Raw genomic sequence first — 25,139 nt, 5'->3', positions numbered from 1 at the left:
CTTAAAGCATTTCGATAAAGGCGGCGACGCGGGTGCTGAGCTGGCCGAGGTCCGCTGTCGAATAGTCGGTTTCAATCGCCATGTAAGGAAGATCGTGCTGTTGGCGCAGATGGCGTTTAATCGCCAGCGATTCCACGGCATAGGTATGGCAGGCCTGCAAAATGACGTCGATCACCCCGTCGGCCTGATACTCCTCCACCATCTGGCTCAGCAGCTGCAGACGCTGGTCGTTGGGGGAGATACAGGAGCAGCCGATGGCGAGATATTTATCGGTTAAGGCGTCGTAGACGTCACCCTCTTCCGCCACGCAGCGCTCGGTCGCTTTCGCGCCGGTGCAGTTCTCATAGCCGACCACCCAGCCGCCGTTTTCCTCGATGGCGCGGACCACTTTTTCCGCCGCGCCGCCGATCGGGCAGCCGGTGATCAGGATCCGCGGACGAGGTTCCAGCCGTTTACCCTGCTGCCACTCCTGATGGATGCGCTCCGCCATGGCATGCAGTTCATCAATCAGGGCGGTTTTGTCGAAACGAAAAGTGGCGCCGTACACCACTTTCAGGATGTCGCCGCCGCTGAGCGCCGGCGGATTGAGCTGCCCGAGACGATAAAAGTGGGCCAGCGCCCGGCGCTCGCGATTTTTCAACACGATGGCTTCGCGCAGCGCCGCCTCGCTAATCGGCGTGCCAAACCGGGCCTCAATCACCTGCTGCAGGCGCAGGATCTCCGTTTTCCACAGTGCGCGCGAGGCGGCATCGCTGGCGCTGTTCGGCAACTGCATGACGTGGACCGCCTTGAACTCGGCCATGTACTCATACATTTTCTTTTTGCCGTCGCAGGTGGTTTCCCCAACCACCAGGTCAGAGAAATAGAAGTAGGGACATTTATCGGTTTTGCCGAAGCCGTAGCTGCTTTTGATAAGCGGGCAGAGGTTGCGCGGGAGATCTTTTTCCGCTTCCTCGATGGTTTCATCGGAGGTTGAGCACAGCGAGACGACAACGGCGCCCGCCGCCATGGCGATCTCCTGGGGCATAAAGGTGCAGTAAGTGCCCACCAGCGGTACGTTCTGCTCTTTAAGATCCATGACGGTGAGAAAGCCCTTCTGGCGAGCTTCTGAGAACTGGTCAAAAATGGCGGGTAGATCGGTGATAAGCGACATGGTTTTCCTTCCCCGTACACGGGAGATGCTGAAAGAGTCGCCATTATAGCCATGGTGTATGCAGGGTTTTATTGATCTCCTGCGTCTGTACGCGGTGTTAATAGACCTTTTTCAAATCCATCTCTTCCTGGATACGCTCGCTCCACGCCTGATGGGTGCGGATGGCCTCTTCGATACCGGCGTTGTAAAACAGCGGCCCCAGTTCTTTGGCGATAAAGTCGACGAAAAATTCGGCGTCAAACTGCTCCAGTTCGAGGTCGAAGGTCTCTGCGCAGTACTTGCTGAGCTTGTCGCGCAGCAGGTCGCGCTGCGCCTGGCTGAGTTCAATGTCATTCATGATGGGGCTTTCTCCGTAAAAGGGCTCACGACTGCCGGGCTTCGATCACCGCTTGTCCGCGCTGGTGGCGTAACAGTCCGGCCAGGCAGCAGGCGGCGACAATCCCGGCGGCCACCGCCAACAGGTGGAAGGGGAGTCTGCCGCCATGGAACCACAGCCAGCGCGCGCCTTCAATTGATAACGCGCTGACGCTGAGGATCACGATATTCAGCGAGGCGGAGACCGTGCCTTTCGGCAGGTCGTTGGAAAAGAGGGTAAAGCGAAACAGCGTCGGGAAAATCAGCCCGATGCCGAAGGCGTAGAAGCAGGTGCCGACCACCGACCACAGCCAGACGTGGGGCCATACCAGATTGCCAACGATCAGGATGGCCAGGCCGAGCATCTGTACCGGCACCGCGCTGAGGACAAAGCGCGGGCGGGTGGGGTCTTTTACCCAGCGCGCCACCGACAGGTTGGCGATGATAACGGCGCTGAAGACCGGCACCTGGCTCCAGGCGAACTCGCTGGTGGTCAGTCCGCCGGCGTCCATTAAAATCACCGGCGATACCGCCACCCAGCTCATCAGCGGAATATAGCTCAGCGACAGCGTGGCGGCGCCGAGTAAAAAGATGCGGTTGCGAAAGACGTTGCGAAAATCGCGCAGCACGCCCAGGGGGCTGAACGGCACATCGCCGCGGCGCACCGTCTCCGGCATGGTCAACAGCAGGCCGAGCCAGGCCACCAATCCCATGGCGGCGATAATGCCGAACAGCGCTTTCCAGTGAATGAAATGCATCAGCGCCGCGCCGGAGAGCGGACCGACGATCGGCGCCACCAGCACGACGGAGGTGATCACCGCCATCAGTCTGATCGATCTTTTTTCCTCAAAGGCCTCTTGTACGGTGACGTAGCCGACGGTGGCGATAAAGCAGATGCTGGTGCCTTGCACGAAGCGGGCAATCAGGAACTGCGTCATGGAGGTGGTGAACAGGGTCGCCAGGCATGCGAGGGTGAAAATCAGCGCGCCGGTGAGCAGCACCGGACGCCGTCCTATCCGGTCAGAGAGCGGCCCCAGCAGCCACTGTAGCGCCATGCCGCCGGCCATATACAGGCTCACCGAGGCCGGAGCCAGCGCCACATCAGCATTGAAATCCCGCACCACGTGCAGGATCCCCGGCTGGATCAGATCGGTAGTGAGATAAGCGGAAAAATCATACAGAATTAACGCCGCCGGGAAGAACAGCGCGGCGGCGTGTCGGCTCAGCCAGTGGGAAATCCTGTGCATCATCTCGCCCTCCCTGTGGAATATTTATCAGCGCTATTGTTCGGATAGTATCATTGCTAACCAATATGCAGATGCAGCAGCGAGGGGATCTGCGAGAGCAGCCACAACAACAGGCCGATGGTTCCCCCCACCAGGGTACCGTTGATGCGGATGAACTGCAGATCTTTACCGATATTGAGCTCGATCTGCCGCGACATATCGCGGGCGTCCCAGCTCTTCACTGTGTCGCTGATATGGCGGGTGAGGAAGGTGGCGAACTCCGGCGCCACCCGGTGCGCCGCCTGCTCCAGGTGTTCGTTAAGCGATTCGCGCAGCGCATCGTCGCGGAGTAAGGTTTCACCGAACCACTGCCCCGCCTCGGCGATACGCTGCTTAATACGTGAGTCGTCGTTGCTGATATCGTTTTTTACCCAGCCGCGCAGGTCGCCCCATACTTCGCCAAGATAGTGGTTAAAGGTCTCATCATTTTTTAGCCAGGCTTTGATGTTATCGGCCTTCTGCGCCATATCCGGGTCGGATTTCAGGTTATCGATAAGCTTTTGCACGGCGCGGTCAAAAGTCTGACGGATCTGATGCGTACGGTCGTGAGTCACCTCGTCCAGCAGGGTATTCACCGCGTCGGTGACCATCTCAGCGCTGTGCTCGCCGAGCCACTCGGTGGGTAGGAGTTTGGCCTTCAGCGGGTGTTCGGTCTCCAGCCAGTGTACGATGCCGCGGGCGATAAAGGCGCGGGAGCTGTCGCGCTGCAGCAGGGCGATCAGTTGGTTTATCAGCGAATCGAGCAGCTTTTGATGGCGATTGTCGCGGGTCAGTCCCTCCAGCATCATGGCGCTGGTCTGCGTCAGGTCGACCTTATCGATAGCCTTATGCACCGCGCGTCGCAGCAGACGTTGAATGCGCGCGTCATCGGTCAGTTCGAGAAAACCGCTCATCACCTGCAGCAGGTGCTGGCCGACCCGTCGGGCGTTCTCCGGCTGGCTGAACCAGTTGCCGAGCATCAGGGCTGGCTGATAGCGGCGGATCAGCGCGACCAGCGACGGGGTATCAAGGAACTTTTCCTCGACAAAGCGGCCGAGGTTGTCGGCGATGCGGTCTTTATTGCGCGGAATAATCGCCGTATGGCGGGCGACAAAGGGCAGCGGAATACGGCGAAACAGAGCCACGACCGCAAACCAGTCGGCCAGCGCCCCGACCATCGCCGCTTCGGAAATAGCTTTTAGCGCACCGACCCAGGGCGACGGTGGTAGCGCGAGGGTAGTGATAAAAATGGCGGCTGCAATCAGCAGCAGCGACAGCGCCAGCAGTTTGGCGCGTTTCAGTTCAGCGAGTTTTTCCATATGCTTAAGCATATAGCCTGACGGCGAGGTCGTGCAAAAATCGCCAGATAATCCACAGGCCGAAGAGCATCAGGATCGCCCCCGCCGCCCGCTCGAGCCGCCAGACGATGGCGCCCAGGCGGCGCTGTATCTGCGGCAGCGCAATCGCGCTCACCAGCAGTAAATCCCAGAAGAACACCACGCTGACCATCCACAGCCCGCTCACCGTTTGCTGAAGCAGGGTCACAGCCGGCCCGAGCAGGGAAGTCATCAGCGCCAGATAAAACAGGGCGTTTTTGGGGTTGAGCAGCGATGACCCCAGCCCCAGCAGCAGTTGCCTGCCGAACCCCGGACGCGCTGCGCGAACGCTCTCCACCGCCAGCGTCGCGGGACGGCTGCGTATCAGCAGGCTGCCAATCCACAATAAATAGCCCGCCCCCAGCAGTTCGATGAGCAAAAAAAGCAGCGGCGCCTGGCGCAGAAGCCCCCAGCCGACGATGGCGAGCACAATATACAGCGCATTGCCTGCGGCGATGCCGAGACACAATCCGATGCTGCCGCGGATCCGGTAGCGCACGGCGTAGCCGATCAGCAGAAAAAAATCAGGGCCCGGACTGAGCAGAGCGACAAAGTGGGACAGGGCTAGCGCCGGGAAGACGGCGGGAAAGAGCGTCGATAAGGTATGCATAGTGGCCTCGATAATGGTGCAGAGGCCACCCTACGCCAGGTGGCGTATTACTTATTGTCAGATATTGATCTGCTTTGCGCATACTGCCGCGGCGTGGCGGCGGTATAGCTGACAAAGGTTTTATGGAAATGGCTCTGATCGGCAAAGCCGGCCTGATAGCCGACGTCGGCGATAGGATCCCCGGCGCGTAAGCGCGTTTTCGCATATTCGATGCGCGCCATGTTGATCAAACTGGCAGGCGTCAGGCCGGTATCTTGTTTCACGGCGCGGATAACGGTCTCTTTACGAAGCGCGCTGTCGTGGGCCAGCTTATCCAGCGACGGCGACGCCGGCAGATCCATCGCCAGGCGCTGAAACAGCAGGGCGCTGGCGTGATGTGGCGCCTGCGGCGCGGCGGCGCACAGCGGCAGCGCGTGCAGGAGTTGCGCCAGCCGGGCGGGCAGTTGTTCAAGGCTCCCGCGGCTCATCAGGGCGACAACCTGCTGGAAACTGGCAAAGAGAGGGCTGTCGCGCAGCAGCGGCTGCGGCGAGGTGATACTGGCGCCAGGGGGAATATCCGGGCGCTGCGCGTGGCACCATGTCGCGTCCAGGTAAAGCATGTGATAGCTGCGCGGCCTGCCATGCAGCGGATTACATCTATGCGGCGCGTGCGGCGGGATCACGATCAGATCCCGGGCTGCAGCAGGTACTCCTGGCCAGCGCACAGGCAGCGCGTTTCCCCCTCGATAATCGCCCCTACGGAAAGCTGGGGTGGCTGTGGCGCTTATAGGCCTGGCGGCTGCGCCAGGTGCTGCGCAGCTCCAGCCACGGCAGACGATCGTCTCGCCAGAAGGTTTGGGGAATATCTCGGGTATGGTTCACTGCTTTGGCCTTTGCTGCGGGGATAAGCCGTTTATAGCATGCTGCGCCGAGGCTGTCGCCCGCCTGGATTTGCGTACCGCGTCGAAAAAGGATGTCACGCTTGCAGTCCGGGGAAATATGTTTTCGTAGCGGAATGTAAAATCCCGGTTTCCGGGGTGCCAGAGACATTCATGGGATGTAGAGTCCCTGCAGGATAAGCAGGCAGGGATGAGCCGATGGCAAAGGGCACCACCTCGACGCCGCATGATGCGGTGTTTAAACAGTTCCTCACTCAGGCCGACACCGCGCGCGATTTTCTGGCGATCCATCTACCGCCTGCGCTGCGTCAGCGCTGCGACCTCGATACCTTACAGCTGGAGTCGGCAAGCTTTATCGAGGAGAGCCTGCGGGCCTGGTACTCCGATGTGCTGTGGTCACTCAAAACCGCCTCTGGCGAGGGCTACATTTATGTGGTTATCGAACATCAGAGCTCGCCGGATGCGCAGATGGCCTTCCGCCTGATGCGCTACGCCATCGCCGCGATGCAGCGCCATCTTGATGGCGGTCATACAAAACTGCCGCTGGTGGTGCCGATGCTCTTCTATCACGGAGCGACCACGCCATACCCGTGGTCACTCAACTGGCTGGACTGTTTTGCCGATCCACAGCTGGCGAGTGAGCTTTATATCTCGCCCTTTCCGCTGGTGGATGTCACGGTGATCCCCGACGATGAGATCGTTCGCCACCGGCGCGTGGCATTACTCGAGCTGATACAGAAGCATATTCGCCAGCGCGATTTAATGGGCATTGTTGAGCAACTGACGACGATTTTACTTAGCGGGGACGCTAATGACAGACAGCTAAAAACGCTGTTTAATTATCTGCTGCAGACTGGCAACGCGCGCCGCTTTGGCCGGTTTATCCACGAAGTGGCGCAACGGGTTCCTCAGCACAGGGAGAGATTGATGACTATTGCTGAAAGATTACAGGAAGTGGGCCGCAGAAAAGGCAAACGGGAAGGCCGGCTTGAAGGCAGACAAGAAGGTAGACAAGAAGGACAGCATGCCGAGGCGCTGCGCATTGCCCAGAGGATGCTGGCTGACGGCATTGCCCGCGAGACGGTGGTGAAAATCACCGGCCTGACCGCCGACGAGATCGCCGCGCTGGCGCATTGATAACGCCGGGGCGGCCTGACGGTCGCCCCGGTTAGCCTCGTTATGGAATATTCCGGATATACCTAACTTTACCCGCATCGCCAGCCATCTCGACTACCCTTAATATCCTTAACGGCATTTTTGACTGCCTTAGTAGCGATAACAAGGAGACATGCGATATGGCCTATCAGACGGTGAATCCTGCGAACAATCAGCTTATTAAAACGTACCCGGCGCACAGCGATGCGGACGTGGAGGCGGCGCTGCAGCAGGCGGATGCGCTCTACCATTCTGCCTGGGCAAAAGGCGATATTGAACCGCGGCTGGCGGTACTGCATAAGCTGGCGGATCTGATCGATAGCCGGGCGGAGGAGCTGGCAAAAATCGCTAGCCAGGAGATGGGGAAACTCATTAAGCAGAGCCGCGGCGAAGTGAAACTTTGCGCGCAGATCGCCCGCTATTACGCCGATAACGCCAAATCGTTCCTGGCGCCGGTGAAGTATCCCTCCGAACTGGGTGAAGCCTGGGTTGAGCACCATCCCATTGGCGTCTTACTGGCGGTGGAGCCGTGGAACTTCCCCTATTACCAGCTGATGCGCGTCCTGGCGCCAAACCTGGCGGCCGGTAACCCGGTTATCGCCAAACACGCCAGCATTGTGCCGCACTGCGCGGAGACCTTTGCCCATCTGGTGCGTGAGGCCGGCGCTCCGGAGGGGGCGTGGACCAACCTGTTTATCTCCCAGGATCAGGTGGCGAAGATTATCGCTGACGATCGCGTGCAGGGCGCGGCGCTAACGGGGTCGGAGAAAGCCGGCAGCGTGGTGGCGGCGCAGGCGGCGAAGCATATTAAGAAATCAACGCTGGAACTGGGCGGCAATGATGTGTTTGTCGTGCTGGACGATGCCGACCTGGAGCGCGCGGTGAAAATCGGCGTCCAGGCGCGGCTGAACAACGCCGGCCAGGTGTGTACCGCTGCCAAGCGCTTTATCCTGCACGAAAATATCGCGGATGCGTTCCTGACAAAATTTAGCGAGGCGTTTCGCCAGGTGAAAATCGGCGATCCGCTGGATGAAAGCACCACGCTGGGGCCGCTCTCTTCCAAAGATGCGCTGGATACCCTAAGCAAACAGGTGGACGAGGCGGTGAAAAATGGCGCTAAGCTGCATCTGGGCGGCAAAGCGGTGGCTCGAGAAGGCAATTTCTTTGAACCCACCATTTTGACCGGTATCACCCGTGATAATCCGGCGTACTTCGAAGAGTTCTTTGGCCCGGTGGCGCAGATCTACGTGGTGAAAAACGATGAGGAGGCAATCCAGCTGGCCAATGATTCCCACTATGGTCTGGGCGGCGCGGTGTTCAGTCAGGATATCGAACGCGCCAAACGGATGGCCTCCGCCATTGAAACCGGAATGGTTTATATCAACTGGCTCACCGATACCGCGCCGGAGCTGCCGTTTGGCGGCGTGAAGCGTTCCGGTTACGGACGGGAGCTCTCCGATCTCGGCATCAAAGAGTTTGTGAACCAGAAGCTGGTGGTGGTGCGCCGCTAAGCCTATGACCCGGCCATAAAAAAACCTGCCATTCGGCAGGTTTTTTTATGGCTAATGCTCAGCGCACCTTAACTTTATCGCGGGGCGTTGATCATAATCAGAAGGTGACCCCGCCGCCCACATAGGCGCCATCAATCAGGGTGTGGTTCGGGCGACCCTCTTTACCGTCAACGCTCACATGGCGGTAACCCACTTTCAACGTCACTGGACCAATCGGAGACCAGCTCACGCCGCCGTTCGCTTCAACATAGTTTTTCACGCTGTTGTTCAGACCATCCGGCGCGACATACCCTTCGCCAAACACGTGGATGCTGTCGGTCAGGGCCACGTTCACCCCGCCGCCGACCGGAAACGCGACGCCGTTATCGCCTTTTTTCGGCCCGAGGTAGATGGCTTTCGCGCCGGCGTTGAGCATCACCGGGCCCACTTCCAGGTTGTAACCCGCGCCCACGCCGCCGGTCTGGCTACCATCATCGGTATTCTTCAGCCAGTTGCTTTCGGCGTACAGGCCAGAAGAGGATTTACCCATTTCCATATTCAGATTAGTGAAGTTTTTACCCTGTTCAACGGTAAACCCCACCGCCATGGCGGAACCAGAGACCGCGGTCAGGCCTGCAAGAATAAGGATGTTAAGCTTTCTCATGGTTTACTCCTCGTCAATAAAGTTGTCTGAGGGCACCTTAACAAGCGATGTTTACCTCTGCAAATGTGACTTGCGTCGATTTTTTATGCTGCTTTTGTCAGGAAGGTGTTTTGAAAATGTTGTAATGACGTTGGGTTACGGCGAGGTCAATCATCAAATTTAGCCTGTTTAGCCGCGGTTTAATTGGTGGGCTAAACAGAAACTGAACAGAGCAGTCATTAATTATTAAGGGGCCTATTCATTCAGTTTCTTATAATTTCCAAAAATGTTTCTACTGTTACTTATTAAAACGTTGCTTTACATTTTTCGACGCGTTGCCGACGTTTGGTCCCTGTTTTTGACGAGGTCTCAGAGAGAAGGGGGCCTGCGCCTTAGGGCGCAGGCGGGCAGGTTAGCGTCGTAACCCGGCAAACGCCGCGCGAATTTCCTCTTCCGGCAACTGAATGCCGATAAACACCAGCGTGCTGTGCGGCGTTTCATCGCCCCACGGGCGATCCCAGTCGGCGCTGTAGAGGCGCTGCACGCCCTGGAACAGCAGGCGATTTGGCTCGCCGTCGATCCACAGCATGCCTTTATAACGCATCAATTGCTCGGCGAAGGAGAGCAGCAGATTTTCCATTACCCGTGAAACTTCACTGATATCCACCGGATAGTCGAGCTCGACCACAATCGACGAGACGTCATTCTGTTTTTCTGCCACAAAATGAAAGCGCGGTGTGGCGCTGACAACCTTCTCTTCCAGCATAAAACCGCTGGTGTTAAACAACTGGCTTAAATCGATATCGCCGTGAATGACGGTATAAATCGGCGCCCGCGCGTTAATGCGCGCCAGCCGTTCACGCAGCTTTTCGGTGTCGCCGGCGACGTCGATTTTGGTTAACAGGATCCGGTCCGCGTAGCCGACCTGCGACTGGGCGATGGTGAACTGATCCATCTGCTGGTCGGCATGGACGGCGTCAACCAGGGCGATCACGCCGTCCAGCAGATAGCGCTCGCAGAGCACCTGATGGGAGAAAAAGGTCTGGATAATCGGCCCCGGGTCGGCCATGCCGGTGCATTCAATCACCAGCCGGTCAAACTCGATTTCGCCGCGATCGCGACTGTCGAGGAGATCGAGCAGGGCGTCTTCCAGTTCGTTGGAGCGTGTACAGCAGATACAGCCGTTGGTCAGGGTTTTAATCTGCGTGGCGCGGTCGCCGATGAGCTGATCGTCAACGGAGACTTCGCCGAATTCGTTTTCAATTACGGCGATTTTGAAACCGTGCTGCTCATTGAGGATATGGCGCAGGAGGGTGGTTTTTCCTGCGCCGAGAAAACCGGTGAGTAGGGTGACTGCAATCGGTGCCATTATTGCCTCCATTAACAGCAGCGTACGCCGCCTTTGCCGTCTCCGCCGTAGCGGGCCTGCTGGCGTTCGCGGAAGAATTCTTCATAAGTCATGTAGGGCTGATCCGGATGGTTGGTTTGCATATGCGTGACGTAGTTGTCGTAATCCGGAATGCCAATCAGCATTTTTGCCGCCTGACCGAGATATTTTTTTGCCTGACCTAAGTTACCAAACATTGTAAGTTCCAGATAACGAATAAAGCCGGATGGCGGCTAGCGCCTTATCCGGCCTACGTTAATGCGCTTTTGGTAGGCCGGATAAACGTAGCGCTATCCGGCATCAGGGTTAATGATGTGACGAGGTCTTCACGCCGCCTTCCGGTACCGGCACGTACGGGGTCTCTTTGTCGGTACGCACCTTATTGTTGCGCACGTTGAGCCAGGTTTTGATGCCGTAGAAGATGATGCTGTACACCACCACCAGGAACAGGATACTCAGCCCGGCGTTGGTGTAGTTGTTGACCACGATATGGTTCATGTTGGCAATCTGCTGCGCGGTCAGCTCGCCGCCGGCGGCAATCTTCTCTTTATACTGCTGAGCCATAAAGAAGAAGCCTTCCATCTGCGGATTGCTGCTGAACAGCTTCAGACCCAGCGCCCAGGTGGTGCACAGCAGCAGCCACGCTGCCGGGATAACGGTGACCCAGATATATTTGGTGCGCTGCATCTTGACCAGCACCACGGTGCCAAGCACCAGCGCCACGGCGGCCAGCATCTGGTTAGAGATACCGAACAGCGGCCACAGGCTCTTCACGCCGCCCAGCGGGTCGACCACGCCCTGATACAGCAAGTAGCCCCACAGCCCGACGCAGCCGGCGGTACCGATAATCCCGGCGACCAGCGAGTCGGTTTTTTTCAGGAACGGCACGAAGTTACCCAACAGATCCTGCAGCATAAAGCGGCCTGCGCGGGTACCCGCATCCAGCGCGGTGAGGATAAACAGCGCTTCAAACAGGATACCGAAGTGGTACCAGAAGCCCATATCCGCCATCGGGATGATTTTATGGAATACGTGGGCGATACCGACGGCCAGCGTCGGCGCGCCGCCAGCGCGGTTCAGTACCGAAGGTTCGCCGATATCTTTCGCCGTCTGCAGGATCTGCTCAGGTGAAATCACAAAGCCCCAGGAGCTGACGGTCGCCGCCGCGTGGACGGTGACTTCTTTCAACTGCGCGGCGATCATCGCCGCGTTTTCACCGCCCATTTCATGCAGGTTCGGCATGACGATGCCCAGGCCTGCCGGCGGGGTGTTCATTGCGAAATAAAGGCCCGGTTCGATAATCGAGGCGGCGACCAGCGCCATGACTGCAACAAAGGATTCCATCAGCATCGCGCCGTAGCCAATAAAGCGGGCATCGGTTTCGTTGGCCAGCAGCTTCGGCGTGGTGCCGGAGGCGATCAGCGCGTGGAAGCCGGAGACCGCGCCGCAGGCGATGGTGATAAACAGGAACGGGAACAGCGCGCCTTTCCACAGCGGACCGGTACCATCAATGTACTGGGTCACTGCCGGCATTTTCAGGTCCGGGTTGAGGATAACGATCCCCAGCGCCAGGCCGACGATTACGCCGATTTTCAGGAAGGTGGCCAGATAATCGCGCGGCGCCAGAATCAGCCATACCGGCAGCAGCGCGGAAATAAACGCGTAGCCAATCAGGGTAAAGGTGATGGTGGTGTCTTTAAAGGTCAGCGCCGGGCCCCAGTACGGGTCGTGGGCAATCACGCCGCCGAACCAGATAGAGGCCACCAGCAGCACGATACCGATAACCGACACTTCACCGACGCGGCCTGGGCGCAGGAAGCGCATGTAGATCCCCATAAACAGGGCGATAGGCACCGTCGAGCAGACGGTAAACACGCCCCACGGGCTTTCCGCCAGCGCTTTCACCACGATGAGCGCCAGCACCGCGAGGATGATGATCATAATCAGGAAGCAGCCGAACAGGGCGATAGAGCCCGGAACCGGCCCCATCTCCTGTTTAATCATCTCGCCCAGCGAGGCGCCGTTACGCCGCGAGGAGATAAATAGCACCATGAAGTCCTGTACCGCGCCCGCCAGCACCACGCCGGCCAGCAGCCACAGGGTGCCCGGCAGATAGCCCATCTGCGCGGCCAGTACCGGGCCGACCAGCGGGCCGGCGCCGGCAATGGCGGCAAAGTGGTGGCCAAACAGCACGTAGCGGTTGGTTGGCACATAGTTCAGGCCATCGTTATTAATGACCGCCGGCGTGGAGCGCGTCGGGTCAAGCTTCATCACCTTCTGCGCGATGTACAGGCTGTAATAACGGTAGGCGACGAGGTACACGGAAACCGACGCGACGACGATCCACAGGGCACTGACGTGCTCACCGCGGCGCAGGGCGACGACTGAGAGGCAAAATGCCCCGATGATTCCGAGAATCACCCAGGGTATGTGCTTGAATAGTTTTTTGGTATCCATAGTAAAACCTGGCGTTAATTAGATGAATAATTGGCCGAAGCCGTCTGGTTTTAAGTAAGGGTTGATGGAGGTATTGATTAGCTAGGCTGCCTCCGATCTTGCCAGAACAGCGCGCGCGTAAAGTTGGGTAAATCGGTGAGTGGTTGTATAGGGGGTTAAGCGGTTACTTGCGGGGGTAAGCGGTTAGATATGAGTACGAGAGCGCGTAAATGTGTGATTAAGCTCACAATATTATTCTGCGCATCTCAAAGATATGCTTTCAAACTGAGGATAACGGTTTTTATCACCCGCAGATCACTATCTTTATTTCAAGTAGAGGTATTTTGATATTATGCTGACTTTGCCATGTCGTATGGATAGCGTTTAACAAAGGGAATTCGAGTTATGAAATTTGTAAAGATAATGATCATCGCCAGTGCTTTTTACTTAACATATGCTCATGCAAGAGAGATACATCAGGCTGTTGATGAGCCGGCAGCCCCTTATAATTTGCGCTGGGGGATGAGTTACGATGAGGCCAGAAACACGCCTTTATATTCTCTGGAGGTATCAGATATCAATTATGCCGGAAAAGACCCGGATCTGATTATCTCAACGCTGACTCCCCAGGAAGTGGGGCGTTGAAATATCAGGAGATGAAGCTTTATTTCGATAAGAATAAAGGGCTGAAAAGTGTTTTTGTTAGCGCTGATGTTGATTCCAGTCAGCAGGCCTATAAAGTTGATGATGGCCGGGAAGCACTCGCCTTATATAATGAGGAAGTTAAGGTTCTTGATCGAGAATATGGGCCAGCGACAATCAAAGAAGAGTTCATTGCAGAAAAAGGGAAATTCTATCAAAGTCTTTCCGCCTGCATTGCAAAACAGCAGGAGTGGTATAATAAAAGATTAGATCTGAATAAAATAACAAATTGTTCAACCTGGCAACGTACTTATAAAAAAGGTCGGGTAACCGTTTTGCTATACATCGAACCGAGACAAGTTTCCAAACATTATATTTATAAATAAATTAAAGGACTTAACGGTGAGAATATATAAGATTTTTTTTAGAATTATTGCCATGGTCATTATGGTTATGATCCTTTCTGATTGTCGTCAGTCGTATTATATTGCCAGAAATACGGGGCGCAATATAATGACCTTATCCGACCATCAGCGCGCTAAATCGGCGTTAAACGCTAACGATTTAAATGCAGCTCAGGGCTACCTGACGGGAGAAAAATACAATAATCGCTACAGGCCTGTTAGCGGTGAGGAATCCTGGGGAAGTTTACAATATCGGGCGGCGAAAATCGTCGCCAACGCCGCGGCGAACGGTCAAAAAGTGCGTGATGATGCGCTCTATCTCGCTTATATCTCTTTGTTTGAAGCAGAAGAGGGAGTGCCCGAACATCCCGATATTATGTTGGGTTACATGCATAAAGCCATGGCGCTACTGTTAGCGAATCCGCAATTACTCGATAAAATCGATTCTAAAAATGTCAGTACTTTACCCAGCCAGTTTACCCTTGAACGCTATGCTGTATGGCAATATTTATACGATGGCGGCGAGATTGACTGGACCAAAAAAGCGCCTGAAGGTGAAGGTTATACAATTGCTGGTGAAAGCTATCAGACCTGGAATATCAAGTTAAAAAAAGCTATCTGGAATCGGGGAGACGCTTTTTTAACAAATATAGGTAAACAACAATTTATTCATGACGCTATAGATTATTCGCAATTCCCGGTTATTGCCTGTACCGCCAGGCGAAAAGGCTGGCACTTAACATTACCTGCTGACTACCGGGAACAAAATTTCCGCGGCGGTGGACGTTTTGATTGGGCTTCATGTCGCGCTGTTGAATAAGGTTGGCGGGTGAGATGACGCATATTAAGCGCCAGGTTTACGTATCGGGCGATAAGTAAACCTGGGCGCGGATTTTAGACTGCCACTTCCATTTCCATCATCACCGGGTGGAAACGGCGTTTAAAGTAAATCAGGCCGTGCCCTTGCGGGCTCAGGGTAATATTGCGGATCTCCACCAGATACACCAGGTGGGTACCGATGGTTTGCACCTGGCTAATTTCGCCTTCGAGGCTGGCCAGCGAGCCCTTCAGCACCGGCTGCCCGAGCGCGCCCTGCTGCCAGCCGCTGAGGGCAAACCGCTCTTCCATCGTCACCCCGGTCATCCCGGCGAAATGACGGGCCATGATTTCCTGTTCGTGGTTCAGCACGTTGATGCACAACTTGCCGTTACCCTGAAACACCGGGTTCATCGCGCTGTTGGCGTTGATACAAACCATCACCGATGGCGGCGTATCCGTCACCGAGCATACCGCCGTGGCGGTAATGCCGCAGCGGCCGGCTTCGCCTGCGGTGGTGACAACGTTAACCGCAGCCGACAGGCTGGCCATGGCATCGCGAAAACGCAGGCGTTGTTCATCTAATTGCATTATGACCTCCCGCTGTGAATTACTTCAGCAGCTTATCCAACATGTTGATATCAGCATTATTGTGCAGATGCGGCACCGTCCAGCCGTTCTGGTCGTACTCGGACAGGCAGCGGTCGACCATCGCCATCATCTTGTCCATATTGCCGGAGCTCTGCGCCTGGCGCAGACACTGCAGGCGAATTTCATCCTGGCTACCGGAGTAGTTGATTTCATACAGTTCATGGCGGCCGCCGAATTCGCTGCCGATGGCGTCCCACATCAGTTTGAGGATCTTGATGCGTTCAACGTGATCCATACCGTTGGAGCCGCGCACGTACTTCGCCAGATACTGATCGATCTGCGGGTTGTTCAGATCGCGGGCGCTGGACGGCAGATAAATCAGGCCGCTGGTGACGTTGCGCTCGATGATGTTCTTGATCTTGGCGTAGGCCATCGGGGCCATCACGCGATAGGTCTGCAGCGCGGCGTGATCCGGCAACCATGCGCCGTTGACCCACGGCGTCGCTTCCGAGCACATGGAATCGCTTAACGCCCAGAACATGTTGCGCCACGCCACCACTTCGCCAAGGTCGGCCTGCACGCCACGGAATTCGAGGGTGCCGGTACATTCCAGAGAACGCTTCAGCAGGGCAGTGATAAAGTCCAGTTTTACCGCCAGACGCACGCAGGCCTGCAGGGGGTACATGCGGGCAAAACCGCCTTCCATGGTCCAGCGACGGCAGCGGTCAAAGTCGCGATAAATTAGTACGTTCTCCCATGGGATCAGCACCTTATCCATTACCAGAATCGCGTCGTTCTCGTCGAAACGGCTGGAAAGCGGATAGTCGTACGGCGATCCGGTCGCGCCGGCGACCATCTCATAGGAGGCGCGGGAGATAAGCTTGACGCCTTCGGCATCCATCGGCGCGACGAACATCAGCGCGAAGTCCGGGTTCTCGCCCATCACCTGTGCGGAGCCGAAGCCGATCATGTTGTAGTGGGTCAGCGCCGAGTTGGTGGCGACCACTTTCGCGCCGCTGACGATGATCCCGGCATCGGTCTCTTTTTCCAGCTTGATGTAGACATCCTTCACTTCATCAGCCGGCTTGTGGCGGTCGATCGGCGGGTTGACGATCGCGTGGTTAAAGTACAGGCCGGTTTCCTGAATGCGGGTGTACCAGTTGCGGGCGTTCTGCTCGAACTGGCCGTAAAACGCCGGGTTGGCGCCCAGCGCGCAGCCGAAGGCGGCTTTGTAGTCTGGGGTGCGGCCCATCCAGCCGTAGCTTAAGCGCGACCATTCGGCGATGGCGTCGCGCTGCTGGCGCAGATCGTCGGCGCTTTTCGCCACGCGGAAGAATTTATGGGTGTAGCCGCCGCTGCCGGTATCGGTGCCCCAGCACAGGGAATCCTGCATCTCCGGTTTGTGCAGCGCATCGTACAGCTGAGCGACGGAGGCCGCGGCATTACGGAAGGCCGGATGCGTGGTGACGTCTTTCACGCGCTCGCCGTAGATATAAATTTCGCGGCCATCCTGCAGGCTTTTTAAATACTCTTCGCCAGTTAACGGGCGTTTCGCGTCGGCGCGGAAATCTTCAGGTTTCATAGGGGCCTCTTCAGTATTTATCGGAATAATGATGTTAAATATATGTTTTGTTTTTGTTGTTTAATTGAAGCGGTTATGGCGCTTGTCGTGAAGGGACGTTTGCGACAACGGCGGGTACTTTTCAGGCGGGAGTGAATTTTGTGATCTCTGCAACTTTTACCGGCTGGCGCGGCGCTGACCCGCCCTACGGTCTGTAGCCCAGGCAAGCGCAGCGCCGCCGGGGTATTACGACACCGGTACTTTTTGCGCCCGGTAGCTGCTGGGCGAGCAGCCGACCTGGCGGCTAAAAAAGCGCGCAAAATAGGCGGGGTCTTTAAACCCCAGCTGCCAGGCTATCTCATTGACCGCACTATCGGAAAACAGCAGCAGGCGCTTCGCCTCGCGCAGCTGACGGTCGAATATCAGCCGCTTCGGCGAACGGTTGGCGAAGCGGCGACAGATGTCGGTCAACCGCGATTCGGTCAGATGCAGCTCCCTGGCGTAATCCGGTACCGTCCAGTGCTGATGGTAGTGGCCGTCGATCATCTGGTTAAAGCGCTGGAATAGTTTCAGCTCGCCGCGCATCCCGCTGGCGGCGTGATCGTCGAGCTTTGCGTTACGCAATAGCAGGGTAAAGACCGCCTGCGCCAGTAGCGCCAGGGTATGCTCCCGCCCCGGCAACTGGGCGGTAGATTCCCGGCGAATCAGCTGCCAGTAGTGGGCCAGCGCCGCCAGCTCGTCGGGTTTATCCGCCAGCGACAGGCAGATCCCCGGCAGGCCGAAGGTCTCCCGCGTGCCGGGATAAAGCACCTCCAGCAGCGGCCAGATCAGCTCCTCATGGACCGTCAACACATGACCATCGCTATCGGACTCGGTAATAAAAGCGTGCGGTACCGAGGGCGGCGTTATCACAAACAGCGGCGCCTGCACCGAATAGCGATGGTCATCAAGCTGCAGCTCAATCTGTCCGGTATCAAGGTAGTGCATCTGGAAATAGCGGTCGTGGCGATGCGCCTGCATGTCGCGGCCAAAAAAGGCCGCCATGCGGGAGAACGACTGGTAGTGCACCTCTTCGGTACCCAGACTCTCGTCGTAATCTTTATTGATGTCGATGTTGGCGATGGAATGCTGGCACATACCCGCTCCTTAGTGGCCTTTTTGCGCCGCTAAGCCCGGCGTGGCGGCGGCGTCCTCACGCTGGCTCATTGGAATGCGGGTAAGCACCAGCGCGCCGACGATCAGTAATCCGGCGACAAACCACAGCCCGGAGCTAAAGCTGCCGGTGGTATCGCGCAAAATGCCGATCAACAGCGGGCTGACGGCAGAGCCGACGTTGCCGATAGCGTTGATCACCGCCAGCGCCACCGCGCGCGACTGCAGGCTGATCACCCGATCCGGGGTGGTCCAGAAAATGGCCATCGCGGTAAAGGATCCCACCGAAGCCATAATAATGCCGATCAGTTGGATCAGGCTGTGGTGCGTTGCCGAAGCCAGCAGCCAACCTGCCGCGGCGAACAGGTAGGGCAGGATGGTATGCATCTTGCGCTCTTTGCGGCGGTCGGATCGGCGGCTCCACCAGATCATGCCGAAAATAGTGCAGAACTGCGGGATCGCCGCCAGCAGGCCAATCATGATGTTGCTGCTGCCGGTGTTGAAGCTCTGCAGGATCTGCGGCGTCCAGATATTAATGGCGCTGAGGGTATTGGTCAGGCAGAAGTAGGCGAGGGTATACATCAGCACCGCTGGCGTCAGTACTTCGCGCAGCGTGGAACGCGGCGAAGCCGGGACGATCGCCGCATGTTCCCGTTCGCGATCGATCATCGCCTTCAGCGCCTGTTTCTCTTCGTTGTCCAGCCAGTTGGCTTTATCCGGCGTGTCGTTGAGGAAGAACCAGGTGACGACGCCGAGCACCACCGACGGCAGGCCTTCCAGCAGAAATAGCCATTGCCAGCCTTTCAGGTTCCACAGGCCGTCGAGCGCCAGGATATAGCCGGAAAGTATCGAGCCGAGCATCATGGTCACCGGCATGGCGATCATAAACAGGGCGTTGGCGCGGGCGCGATGGTAGGCCGGAAACCACCAGGTCAGATAGACGAGGATCCCCGGCAGAAAACCGGCCTCGGCGATGCCGACCAGCATGCGCAGGATGTACAGCGTATGCGGGCTGGTGGCGAACATGGTGCAGGTCGAGGCGATCCCCCAGACCACCATGATCCCGGCGATCCAACGGCGCGCGCCGACTTTCGCCAGCATGATATTGCTGGGGATCCCGCACAGCACGTAGGTGACGTAGAACAGCGTCGCCGCCAGGCCGAACATGGTGGAGGTCAGGCCGAGATCTTTACCCATCGTCAGACCGGCGAAGCCGATATTAATTCGATCCAAAAATGAGAAAACAAAGAGAACAAACAGGAAGGTAATCAGGCGGCGGAACAGCTTTTTGATCACCCGGTTTTCTACTTCAACGGCTTTATTATCATTGTGTTGCAGGGTAGAGGTAGTCATGTTGCGCTCCACATTATCCGTTCAATAGACGGATTTATTGTTATCGGTTGTGGTGGTTGCGGTGTGGGTAAACCGGGCCGCCAGCGCTTCTGCGCCGCGGGCCAGCAGGGTGGTATCGACGCCGACGGCGACGAACAGCGCGCCCAGTTCGAGATAGCGTTTCGCCAGCTGTTCATTGGCCATCAGGATCCCCGGCGCCTTGCCGGCCTGACGGATTTGCTGGATGGCATCTTCAATGGCGGCCTGCACTTCCGGGTGCTGCGGATTGCCGCCGTGGCCCATATCAGCGCTGAGATCCGCCGGGCCGATAAACACACCATCTACCCCGTCGACATCGAGGATCTGCGGCAGATTTTTCAGCGCTTCGCGAGTCTCAATCTGTACCAGGACGCACATGGCGTCATTGGCCTGGTGGATATAATCCGGGACGCGATTCCAGCGTGAGGCGCGGGCCAGCGCGCTGCCGACGCCGCGGATGCCGGCTGGCGGATAGCGGGTGGCTCTGACCGCCAGCCGCGCCTCTTCGGCATTCTGCACCATCGGCACCAGCAGGGTTTGCGCGCCGACATCCAGCAGCTGTTTGATCTGCACCGGATCGTTCCACGACGGACGCACCACCGGCTGGCTGGGGTAGGGCGCAATGGCCTGCAGCTGGGTCAGCACCGTTGGTACATTGTTGGGCGCGTGTTCGCCGTCGATCAGCAGCCAGTCGAAGCCCGCGCCGGCCAGCAGTTCGGCGCTGTAGCTGCTGCACAGCCCAAGCCACAGGCCGATTTGCGGACGGCCCGCTTTTAAGGCGTCTTTAAAGGCGTTATTCATGGTGTTTCTCCTAGACAAACCGGCAGCTGATGGCGCCCATGTTGCCGTAGTCGACGTGGAAGGTATCGCCCTTGCGCGCCGGGACCGGGCGGGTGAAGGAGCCGCCGAGGATAATCTCCCCGGCTTCGAGCTGGACATCGTACGGCGCCAGCTTGTTGGCCAGCCAGGCCACGCCGTTGGCCGGATGATTGAGTACGCCCGCGGCGACGCCGGTCTCTTCAATTACGCCGTTGCGATACAGCAGGGCGGAGATCCAGCGCAGGTCGAGCTCGTCCGGTTTAATCGGCCGGCCGCCGAGGATCACCCCGGCGTTGGCGGCGTTGTCGGAGATGGTGTCGAACACTTTGCGCGGACGCTGGGTTTCCGGGTCGATGTTGTGGCAGCGCGCGTCGATAAGCTCCAGCGCCGGGATAACGTAGTCGGTGGCGTTGTAGACATCAAACAGCGTACAGTTCGGGCCGCGCAGCGGTTTGGCTAGCACGAAGGCCAGCTCGACTTCGATACGCGGAACGATAAAGCGGTCGGTGGGAATATCGCTGCCGTCGTGGAAGAACATATCGTCGAGCAGCGCGCCGTAGTCCGGCTCGCTAATCTGCGAGCTGGCCTGCATCGCTTTAGAGGTCAGGCCGATCTTGTGGCCTTTGAGCACGCGGCCTTCGGCGATCTTCATCTCGACCCACTCGCGCTGGACGGCGTAGGCGTCCTCAATGGTGATCGATGGATAATCCAGCGAGATCGCGCGGATCTGTTCACGCTGCTTTTCGGCCTGGTTCAGCCGCTGGGCAATCAGGGTACGGGTCTGTTTATCGAGCATAGAGATTCCTGTGGCATTGCATTGCCGGATGGCGCTTCGCTTATCCGGCCTACAAATTCATGGCCGTTGTAGGCCCGGTAAGCGCAGCGCCACCGGGCAATTTGCACATTATTTAAATAACGCGTGCACGTTGTTTTGTTTGTAATTCAGCGTCGGGTCGAGCTCTTCCATGGCGAACGACAGCGCCAGATAGCGGCTCTCCATTAGCGTCGCGAAGTGGGATTTGATCAGCGCGAACAGCATATCTCCCACGTCCTGACGGCTCTCCAGGCTGCGCCCGGCGCCGATCTTCAGGGTCATATGCACGAAGGCGTAATCCTGCCTGCCGTCGGCCATCTGCCAGGTATCCAGCCAGTGGGCGCGGCTGCGGATCCCGCCGATCGGAAAGATGCCGGTGGCGGCCAGCGCCTCGTTGACTTTGGCGAACAGCCCAGGCAGATCGGCCTGCTCGCGGATGTTGTCGGTACATTCGGCGATAAAATGCGGCATGGGGCCCCCTTACGCCTGCGCTGGCAACGGGAACACGGCGTTAACCTGGCCGGTACCGGAGCTGGCGAATAGCTCGGTGATAAACTCCACCTTGCCGTCGTATTTATCCCAACCCAGCAGGCCGAGCAGCATCACCGTGTCGTGCATGTTGCCTTCGCCGTAGCAGTAGTCGGCATACTCCGGCAGCATGGTGCAGAACTCTTTGAATTTGCCCTCGCGCCACAGCTTCACCACCCGCTCATCCATTTGATGGTCAAATTCGCGGGTGTAGCTGTTCATGCCCTCTTCGGCGCGCTGGTCGTCGATAAAGCGGTGCGACAGCGAACCGCTGGCCAGCACCGCCACGGTGCCGTCGTATTTCTCAATGGCTTTGAGGATCGCTTCGCCCAGCCTGCGGCTGTCGGCAAAGTCGTGAACGGTACAGAAAGCAGAGATAGATACCACCTTGAAGTGCTTATCGCTGTTCATGTAGCGCATCGGCACCAGGGTGCCGTACTCCAGCTTCAGGCTGGGAATATTGTGCGCTTTGGCACGCACCCCAAGCTTCACCGCCTCGTCGGCGATAAGCTTGCCCAGCTCCGGGTTGCCGTCGTAGTCGTAGGTCATGTCGCGAATGAAATGCGGCAGTTCGTTACTGGTGTAGACGCCCTGAAAATGGTCGGCGCAGTTGATGTGGTAGGCGCTGTTGACCAGCCAGTGGGTATCAAACACGATGATGGTATCGACGCCCATTTCACGGCAGCGCTTGCCAATTTCTTTATGCCCGTCGATCGCGCCCTGACGGCAGCCGTGGTTTTTCCCCGGCAGCTCAGACAGATACATCGACGGCACGTGAGTGATTTTTGCTGCTAACGCTAATTTACCCATATCAGACTCCCCATTTCGGGATCGGATGGTCGCCCATCGAGATGCAGACGTTTTTCATTTCGGCGAACACTTCAAAGCTGTACTCGCCGCCTTCGCGGCCGGTGCCGGAGGCCTTCACGCCGCCGAACGGCTGACGCAGGTCGCGCACGTTCTGGGTGTTGACGAACACCATCCCGGCTTCAATACCGCGCGCCAGGCGCAGCACTTTGCTGACGTCCTGGGTCCAGATATACGACGCCAGGCCGTATTCCACATCGTTCGCCAGGCGCAGCCCTTCCGCTTCGTCTTTGAACGGCAGCAGGCAGGCGACCGGGCCAAAAATCTCTTCCTGGGCGACGCGCATACGGTTGTCGACATCCGCCAGCACCGTCGGGCGCAGGAAGTTGCCGGCTTTCAGATGCGCCGGCAGGTCGGACGGTTTATCCGCGCCGCCGGCCAGCAGGGTGGCCCCCTCTTCGATGCCGAGGCGAATGTAGCCGGACACTTTCTCCCAGTGCTGCTGGCTAATCAGCGCGCCGATCTGGGTGTTCGGATCGGTCGGATCGCCTACGCGCAGGCGATTGGCGCGCTCGGCGAAGCGTTTAACGAACTCGGGGTAGATACTCTGCTGAATAAAGATGCGCGAGCCGGCGGTGCAGCGTTCGCCGTTGATCGAGAAGATGGTGAACAGCGCGGCGTCAAGCGCGCGCTCGATATCGGCATCTTCAAAAATCAGCACCGGCGATTTTCCGCCCAGCTCCATGGAGTACTTTTTCAGACCGGCGTTTTTCATGATGTTGCGGCCGGTGGCGGTGCCGCCGGTGAAGGAGACGGCGCGCACATCATGATGGCGCACCAGCGCGTCGCCGGCGGTGGCGCCGTAGCCCTGCACCACATTGAGTACGCCAGCCGGGATCCCGGCTTCCAGCGCCAGCTCGCCCAGACGATCGGCGGTCAGCGGCGACAGTTCGGACATTTTCAGCACCGCGGTATTCCCCAGCGCCAGGCACGGCGCCACCTTCCAGGTGGCGGTCATAAACGGCACGTTCCACGGCGACACCAGCGCGCAGACGCCAACCGGCTGCACGAGGGTGTAGTTCAGCATCTTGTCGTCGACCGGATAGGTCTTGCCGTTCATCTGCTGGCATACTTCGGCGAAAAATTCGAAATTGTGTGAGGCGCGCGGGATCAACACGTTTTTGGTCTGGTGGATCGGCAGGCCGGTATCGGCGGTTTCCATCGCCGCGATCTCCGGGACGTTCTGATCGATCAGATCCCCCAGGCGGCGCATCAGGCGCGCGCGCTCTTTCATCGGCAGGTTAGCCCACTTCGGGAAGGCCTCTTTCGCCGCCGCCACCGCCTGGTTTATTTCGGCTTCACCGCCGGAGGCGACTTCCGCCAGTACCTCGCCGGTGGCCGGGTTGGTGGTATGAAAATAGTCTGCGCCGGCAACGTTTTTACCGTTGATCCAATGGTTAATCTTTTTCATGACAGTGTCTCCTCATACGCTTGCTGGCTGATGATATGGTTGACCAGGCGGCCCACGCCCTCGACTTCAACGATCACCTCGTCGCCCGGTACCACGTCGGATAGCCCTTTCGGCGTGCCGGTGGCGATCATGTCGCCCGGTTGCAGGGTCATAAATTCGCTTAAATAAGCGATGAGGAACGGGATGCTGAAGATCAGATCGGCGGTGGTGCCCTGCTGGCGCAGCTCGCCGTTGACCCAGGTGCGCAGGGCCAGATTATGCGGATCCGGGATCGCCTCTTTGCTGACGATCCACGGGCCGATCGGCGTCAGGGTGTCGCGGCTTTTCACCCGCAGGTTCGGGCGGTAGTAGTTTTCCAGATAGTCGCGGATCGCGTAGTCATTGCACACGGTATAGCCGGCGACATAATCCATAGCCTCGGCTTCGCTGACGCGGCGCGCGGTTTTCCCAATCACCACCACCAGTTCGGCTTCGTAGTGCATGTATTCGACGTTATCCGGGCGTACCGACTGCTGCTGGTGGCCAGTAAAGGTGTTCGGCGCTTTGATAAACACCAACGGCTCGGTTGGCGGTTTAAATTCCAGCTCGCTGGCGTGGTCGGCGTAATTCAGCCCCAGCGCGAACAGCGTGCCGTTGGCGGGCGGCAGCCAGCGGAATTCACCTTCTTTTAATACCGTGCCATCGTCCAGGCGCACCTGGTCGCGTTCATTGACCAGCACATCGCGTACCTGTCCTTGCCATTCAATGCGTGCCTGTTTCATGCCAGCTCTCCTTCTGCGACAACCGGGTTTTCGAGCGCCGGGAAACCGTCGGCGAGAATACGTACCCGGTCGCCGGGGCGCAGCGTGACGCGGGAGTGGGGCGTGCCGATAAGGATCGCGTCGCCGGGATTGAGGGTAGCGAACTCGCTTAAGGCGCTCAGCAGCTGCGCGGCGCTACGCTGCAGATCGCCGGTATGCCAGCTATCCGCCTCGCGGCCGTTGATTTCGGTGATGATGGTCAGGTTATCGACGTTGCGCACCGCCGACAGCGCGCCGATGGGACAGAAGCCATCACGGCATTTGGCCTTGATCGCCGGGCGATAAAAACTCTCTTCCGGCAGGCTAACGTCGTTAGCCAGCGCGTAGCCGGCGATATAGTTCGCCGCCTCTTCCGCCGCCACTTTACGCGCGGTTTTGCCGACAATCAGCGCCACCGTCGCGCCGCTTTGTACGGTCTCGCCCTGCGGATGGGGAATGGCTTCGCCATCGCCAATCACGGTATTACGGGGTTTGATGAACCAGACCGCGGTTTTCGGCGGCGTCTTGTAGGGGGCCTGTTGAAACGCTTCGCGCCAGGCGTCGAGCTGGCTGCGATGATTGAGCGCAACGGCGAAGATGGTACCTTTCATTCACCACTCCTCTGGGACTGATTTTG

Annotated in this window: 23 protein-coding genes and 2 pseudogenes; 4 read left to right on the top strand and 21 right to left on the bottom strand. The window is 57.9% G+C overall.

The features are described 5' to 3' along the window. Position 1: 1 nt before the first annotated feature. The 6 genes and pseudogenes from LPQ25_RS22495 to LPQ25_RS22470 all read right to left on the bottom strand — a co-directional run bounded on the left by LPQ25_RS22495 (position 2) and on the right by LPQ25_RS22470 (position 5,619). Positions 2 to 1,153: a double-cubane-cluster-containing anaerobic reductase gene (locus tag LPQ25_RS22495; RefSeq protein WP_002887414.1), complete on the bottom strand. Its 1,152-nt coding sequence runs from the start codon at positions 1,151 to 1,153 to the stop codon at positions 2 to 4. A gap of 97 nt (positions 1,154 to 1,250) precedes the next feature. After that, entirely contained in the window at positions 1,251 to 1,490 is a 240-nt protein-coding gene (locus tag LPQ25_RS22490; RefSeq protein WP_004146111.1) for a DUF2164 domain-containing protein, read from the bottom strand. 25 nt (positions 1,491 to 1,515) lie between these two features. Further along, entirely contained in the window at positions 1,516 to 2,757 is a 1,242-nt protein-coding gene (gene mdtM, locus LPQ25_RS22485) for a multidrug efflux MFS transporter MdtM (RefSeq protein WP_004192185.1), read from the bottom strand. Between the two features lie 53 nt (positions 2,758 to 2,810). Further along, positions 2,811 to 4,103 carry a DUF445 domain-containing protein gene (locus LPQ25_RS22480; protein ID WP_014908036.1) on the bottom strand — a complete coding sequence of 431 codons (1,293 nt, stop codon included), beginning with the start codon at positions 4,101 to 4,103 and terminating at the stop codon, positions 2,811 to 2,813. Further along, the gene (locus LPQ25_RS22475) at positions 4,096 to 4,758 is read right to left on the bottom strand and encodes a LysE family translocator (protein WP_012737348.1); all 663 of its coding nucleotides are present in this window, start codon (positions 4,756 to 4,758) and stop codon (positions 4,096 to 4,098) included. Before LPQ25_RS22475 ends, LPQ25_RS22480 begins: the two co-directional genes overlap by 8 nt. Before the next feature lie 47 nt (positions 4,759 to 4,805). Further along, positions 4,806 to 5,619 (bottom strand): annotated as a pseudogene (locus LPQ25_RS22470) (AraC family transcriptional regulator). Positions 5,620 to 5,834: 215 nt separating this feature from the next. On the opposite strand from LPQ25_RS22470, the gene LPQ25_RS22465 reads away from it, so the two are divergent. Next, complete coding sequence (locus tag LPQ25_RS22465; protein ID WP_012737350.1) at positions 5,835 to 6,773, top strand: Rpn family recombination-promoting nuclease/putative transposase; 939 nt, start codon at positions 5,835 to 5,837, stop codon at positions 6,771 to 6,773. Positions 6,774 to 6,931: 158 nt separating this feature from the next. After that, a complete protein-coding gene (locus LPQ25_RS22460) occupies positions 6,932 to 8,302 on the top strand; it encodes an NAD-dependent succinate-semialdehyde dehydrogenase (RefSeq protein ID WP_004146105.1) in 1,371 nt (456 codons plus the stop codon). A 97-nt stretch (positions 8,303 to 8,399) separates the two neighbouring features. Here LPQ25_RS22460 and LPQ25_RS22455 read toward each other — a convergent pair whose 3' ends face one another. From LPQ25_RS22455 to LPQ25_RS22440, 4 genes are all read right to left on the bottom strand, one after another. After that, positions 8,400 to 8,945 (bottom strand): YfaZ family outer membrane protein, encoded by a 546-nt coding sequence (locus LPQ25_RS22455; protein WP_012737351.1) that lies wholly within the window; start codon positions 8,943 to 8,945, stop codon positions 8,400 to 8,402. Between the two features lie 391 nt (positions 8,946 to 9,336). Continuing rightward, positions 9,337 to 10,293 carry a GTPase gene (gene yjiA, locus LPQ25_RS22450; RefSeq protein WP_004211331.1) on the bottom strand — a complete coding sequence of 319 codons (957 nt, stop codon included), beginning with the start codon at positions 10,291 to 10,293 and terminating at the stop codon, positions 9,337 to 9,339. Positions 10,294 to 10,304: 11 nt separating this feature from the next. Then, a complete protein-coding gene (locus LPQ25_RS22445) occupies positions 10,305 to 10,508 on the bottom strand; it encodes a YbdD/YjiX family protein (RefSeq protein WP_002887451.1) in 204 nt (67 codons plus the stop codon). Positions 10,509 to 10,617: 109 nt separating this feature from the next. Beyond that, the gene (locus LPQ25_RS22440) at positions 10,618 to 12,768 is read right to left on the bottom strand and encodes a carbon starvation protein (RefSeq protein ID WP_002887454.1); all 2,151 of its coding nucleotides are present in this window, start codon (positions 12,766 to 12,768) and stop codon (positions 10,618 to 10,620) included. Positions 12,769 to 13,152: 384 nt separating this feature from the next. Here LPQ25_RS22440 and LPQ25_RS22435 point away from each other — a divergent pair. Both LPQ25_RS22435 and LPQ25_RS22430 read left to right on the top strand, forming a co-directional pair. Next, positions 13,153 to 13,775, top strand: a pseudogene (locus LPQ25_RS22435) (hypothetical protein). Between the two features lie 127 nt (positions 13,776 to 13,902). Beyond that, positions 13,903 to 14,613 (top strand): ascBF operon repressor, encoded by a 711-nt coding sequence (locus LPQ25_RS22430; RefSeq protein WP_002887465.1) that lies wholly within the window; start codon positions 13,903 to 13,905, stop codon positions 14,611 to 14,613. A gap of 74 nt (positions 14,614 to 14,687) precedes the next feature. On the opposite strand, the gene LPQ25_RS22425 is transcribed toward LPQ25_RS22430, so the two are convergent. From LPQ25_RS22425 to LPQ25_RS22375, 11 genes are all read right to left on the bottom strand, one after another. Next, complete coding sequence (locus LPQ25_RS22425) at positions 14,688 to 15,200, bottom strand: 4-hydroxyphenylacetate 3-monooxygenase reductase subunit (protein ID WP_002887467.1); 513 nt, start codon at positions 15,198 to 15,200, stop codon at positions 14,688 to 14,690. A 19-nt stretch (positions 15,201 to 15,219) separates the two neighbouring features. Then, a complete protein-coding gene (hpaB, locus tag LPQ25_RS22420) occupies positions 15,220 to 16,782 on the bottom strand; it encodes a 4-hydroxyphenylacetate 3-monooxygenase, oxygenase component (RefSeq protein WP_002887473.1) in 1,563 nt (520 codons plus the stop codon). Positions 16,783 to 17,007: 225 nt separating this feature from the next. Next, positions 17,008 to 17,898, bottom strand: coding sequence for a 4-hydroxyphenylacetate catabolism regulatory protein HpaA (hpaA, locus tag LPQ25_RS22415; RefSeq protein ID WP_004192167.1), 891 nt, complete (start codon positions 17,896 to 17,898; stop codon positions 17,008 to 17,010). A gap of 9 nt (positions 17,899 to 17,907) precedes the next feature. Then, positions 17,908 to 19,266 (bottom strand): 4-hydroxyphenylacetate permease, encoded by a 1,359-nt coding sequence (hpaX, locus tag LPQ25_RS22410; protein WP_004211337.1) that lies wholly within the window; start codon positions 19,264 to 19,266, stop codon positions 17,908 to 17,910. A 21-nt stretch (positions 19,267 to 19,287) separates the two neighbouring features. Further along, positions 19,288 to 20,085, bottom strand: a complete 798-nt coding sequence (gene hpaI, locus LPQ25_RS22405) for a 4-hydroxy-2-oxoheptanedioate aldolase (RefSeq protein ID WP_004211339.1) — start codon at positions 20,083 to 20,085, stop codon at positions 19,288 to 19,290. 10 nt (positions 20,086 to 20,095) lie between these two features. Next, positions 20,096 to 20,899 carry a 2-oxo-hept-4-ene-1,7-dioate hydratase gene (hpaH, locus tag LPQ25_RS22400; protein WP_048336837.1) on the bottom strand — a complete coding sequence of 268 codons (804 nt, stop codon included), beginning with the start codon at positions 20,897 to 20,899 and terminating at the stop codon, positions 20,096 to 20,098. Positions 20,900 to 21,007: 108 nt separating this feature from the next. After that, positions 21,008 to 21,388: a 5-carboxymethyl-2-hydroxymuconate Delta-isomerase gene (locus LPQ25_RS22395; protein WP_004151392.1), complete on the bottom strand. Its 381-nt coding sequence runs from the start codon at positions 21,386 to 21,388 to the stop codon at positions 21,008 to 21,010. A 9-nt stretch (positions 21,389 to 21,397) separates the two neighbouring features. Continuing rightward, complete coding sequence (gene hpaD / locus LPQ25_RS22390; RefSeq protein WP_012737354.1) at positions 21,398 to 22,255, bottom strand: 3,4-dihydroxyphenylacetate 2,3-dioxygenase; 858 nt, start codon at positions 22,253 to 22,255, stop codon at positions 21,398 to 21,400. Position 22,256: 1 nt separating this feature from the next. Continuing rightward, the gene (hpaE, locus tag LPQ25_RS22385) at positions 22,257 to 23,723 is read right to left on the bottom strand and encodes a 5-carboxymethyl-2-hydroxymuconate semialdehyde dehydrogenase (RefSeq protein ID WP_012737355.1); all 1,467 of its coding nucleotides are present in this window, start codon (positions 23,721 to 23,723) and stop codon (positions 22,257 to 22,259) included. Then, entirely contained in the window at positions 23,720 to 24,484 is a 765-nt protein-coding gene (locus LPQ25_RS22380) for a fumarylacetoacetate hydrolase family protein (RefSeq protein ID WP_002887498.1), read from the bottom strand. Before LPQ25_RS22380 ends, hpaE begins: the two co-directional genes overlap by 4 nt. After that, positions 24,481 to 25,113 (bottom strand): fumarylacetoacetate hydrolase family protein, encoded by a 633-nt coding sequence (locus tag LPQ25_RS22375; protein ID WP_004894500.1) that lies wholly within the window; start codon positions 25,111 to 25,113, stop codon positions 24,481 to 24,483. The genes LPQ25_RS22380 and LPQ25_RS22375 overlap by 4 nt, the downstream gene beginning before the upstream one ends. Positions 25,114 to 25,139 lie beyond the last annotated feature (26 nt).

Source organism: Klebsiella sp. KPN54798 (genome assembly GCF_021184225.1).
In the GTDB taxonomy this organism is placed as follows: Bacteria; Pseudomonadota; Gammaproteobacteria; order Enterobacterales; family Enterobacteriaceae; genus Klebsiella; species Klebsiella pneumoniae.
The sequence above is the reverse complement of the archived record's forward strand: the minus strand, read 5'-3'. Positions and strand labels throughout refer to the sequence as shown.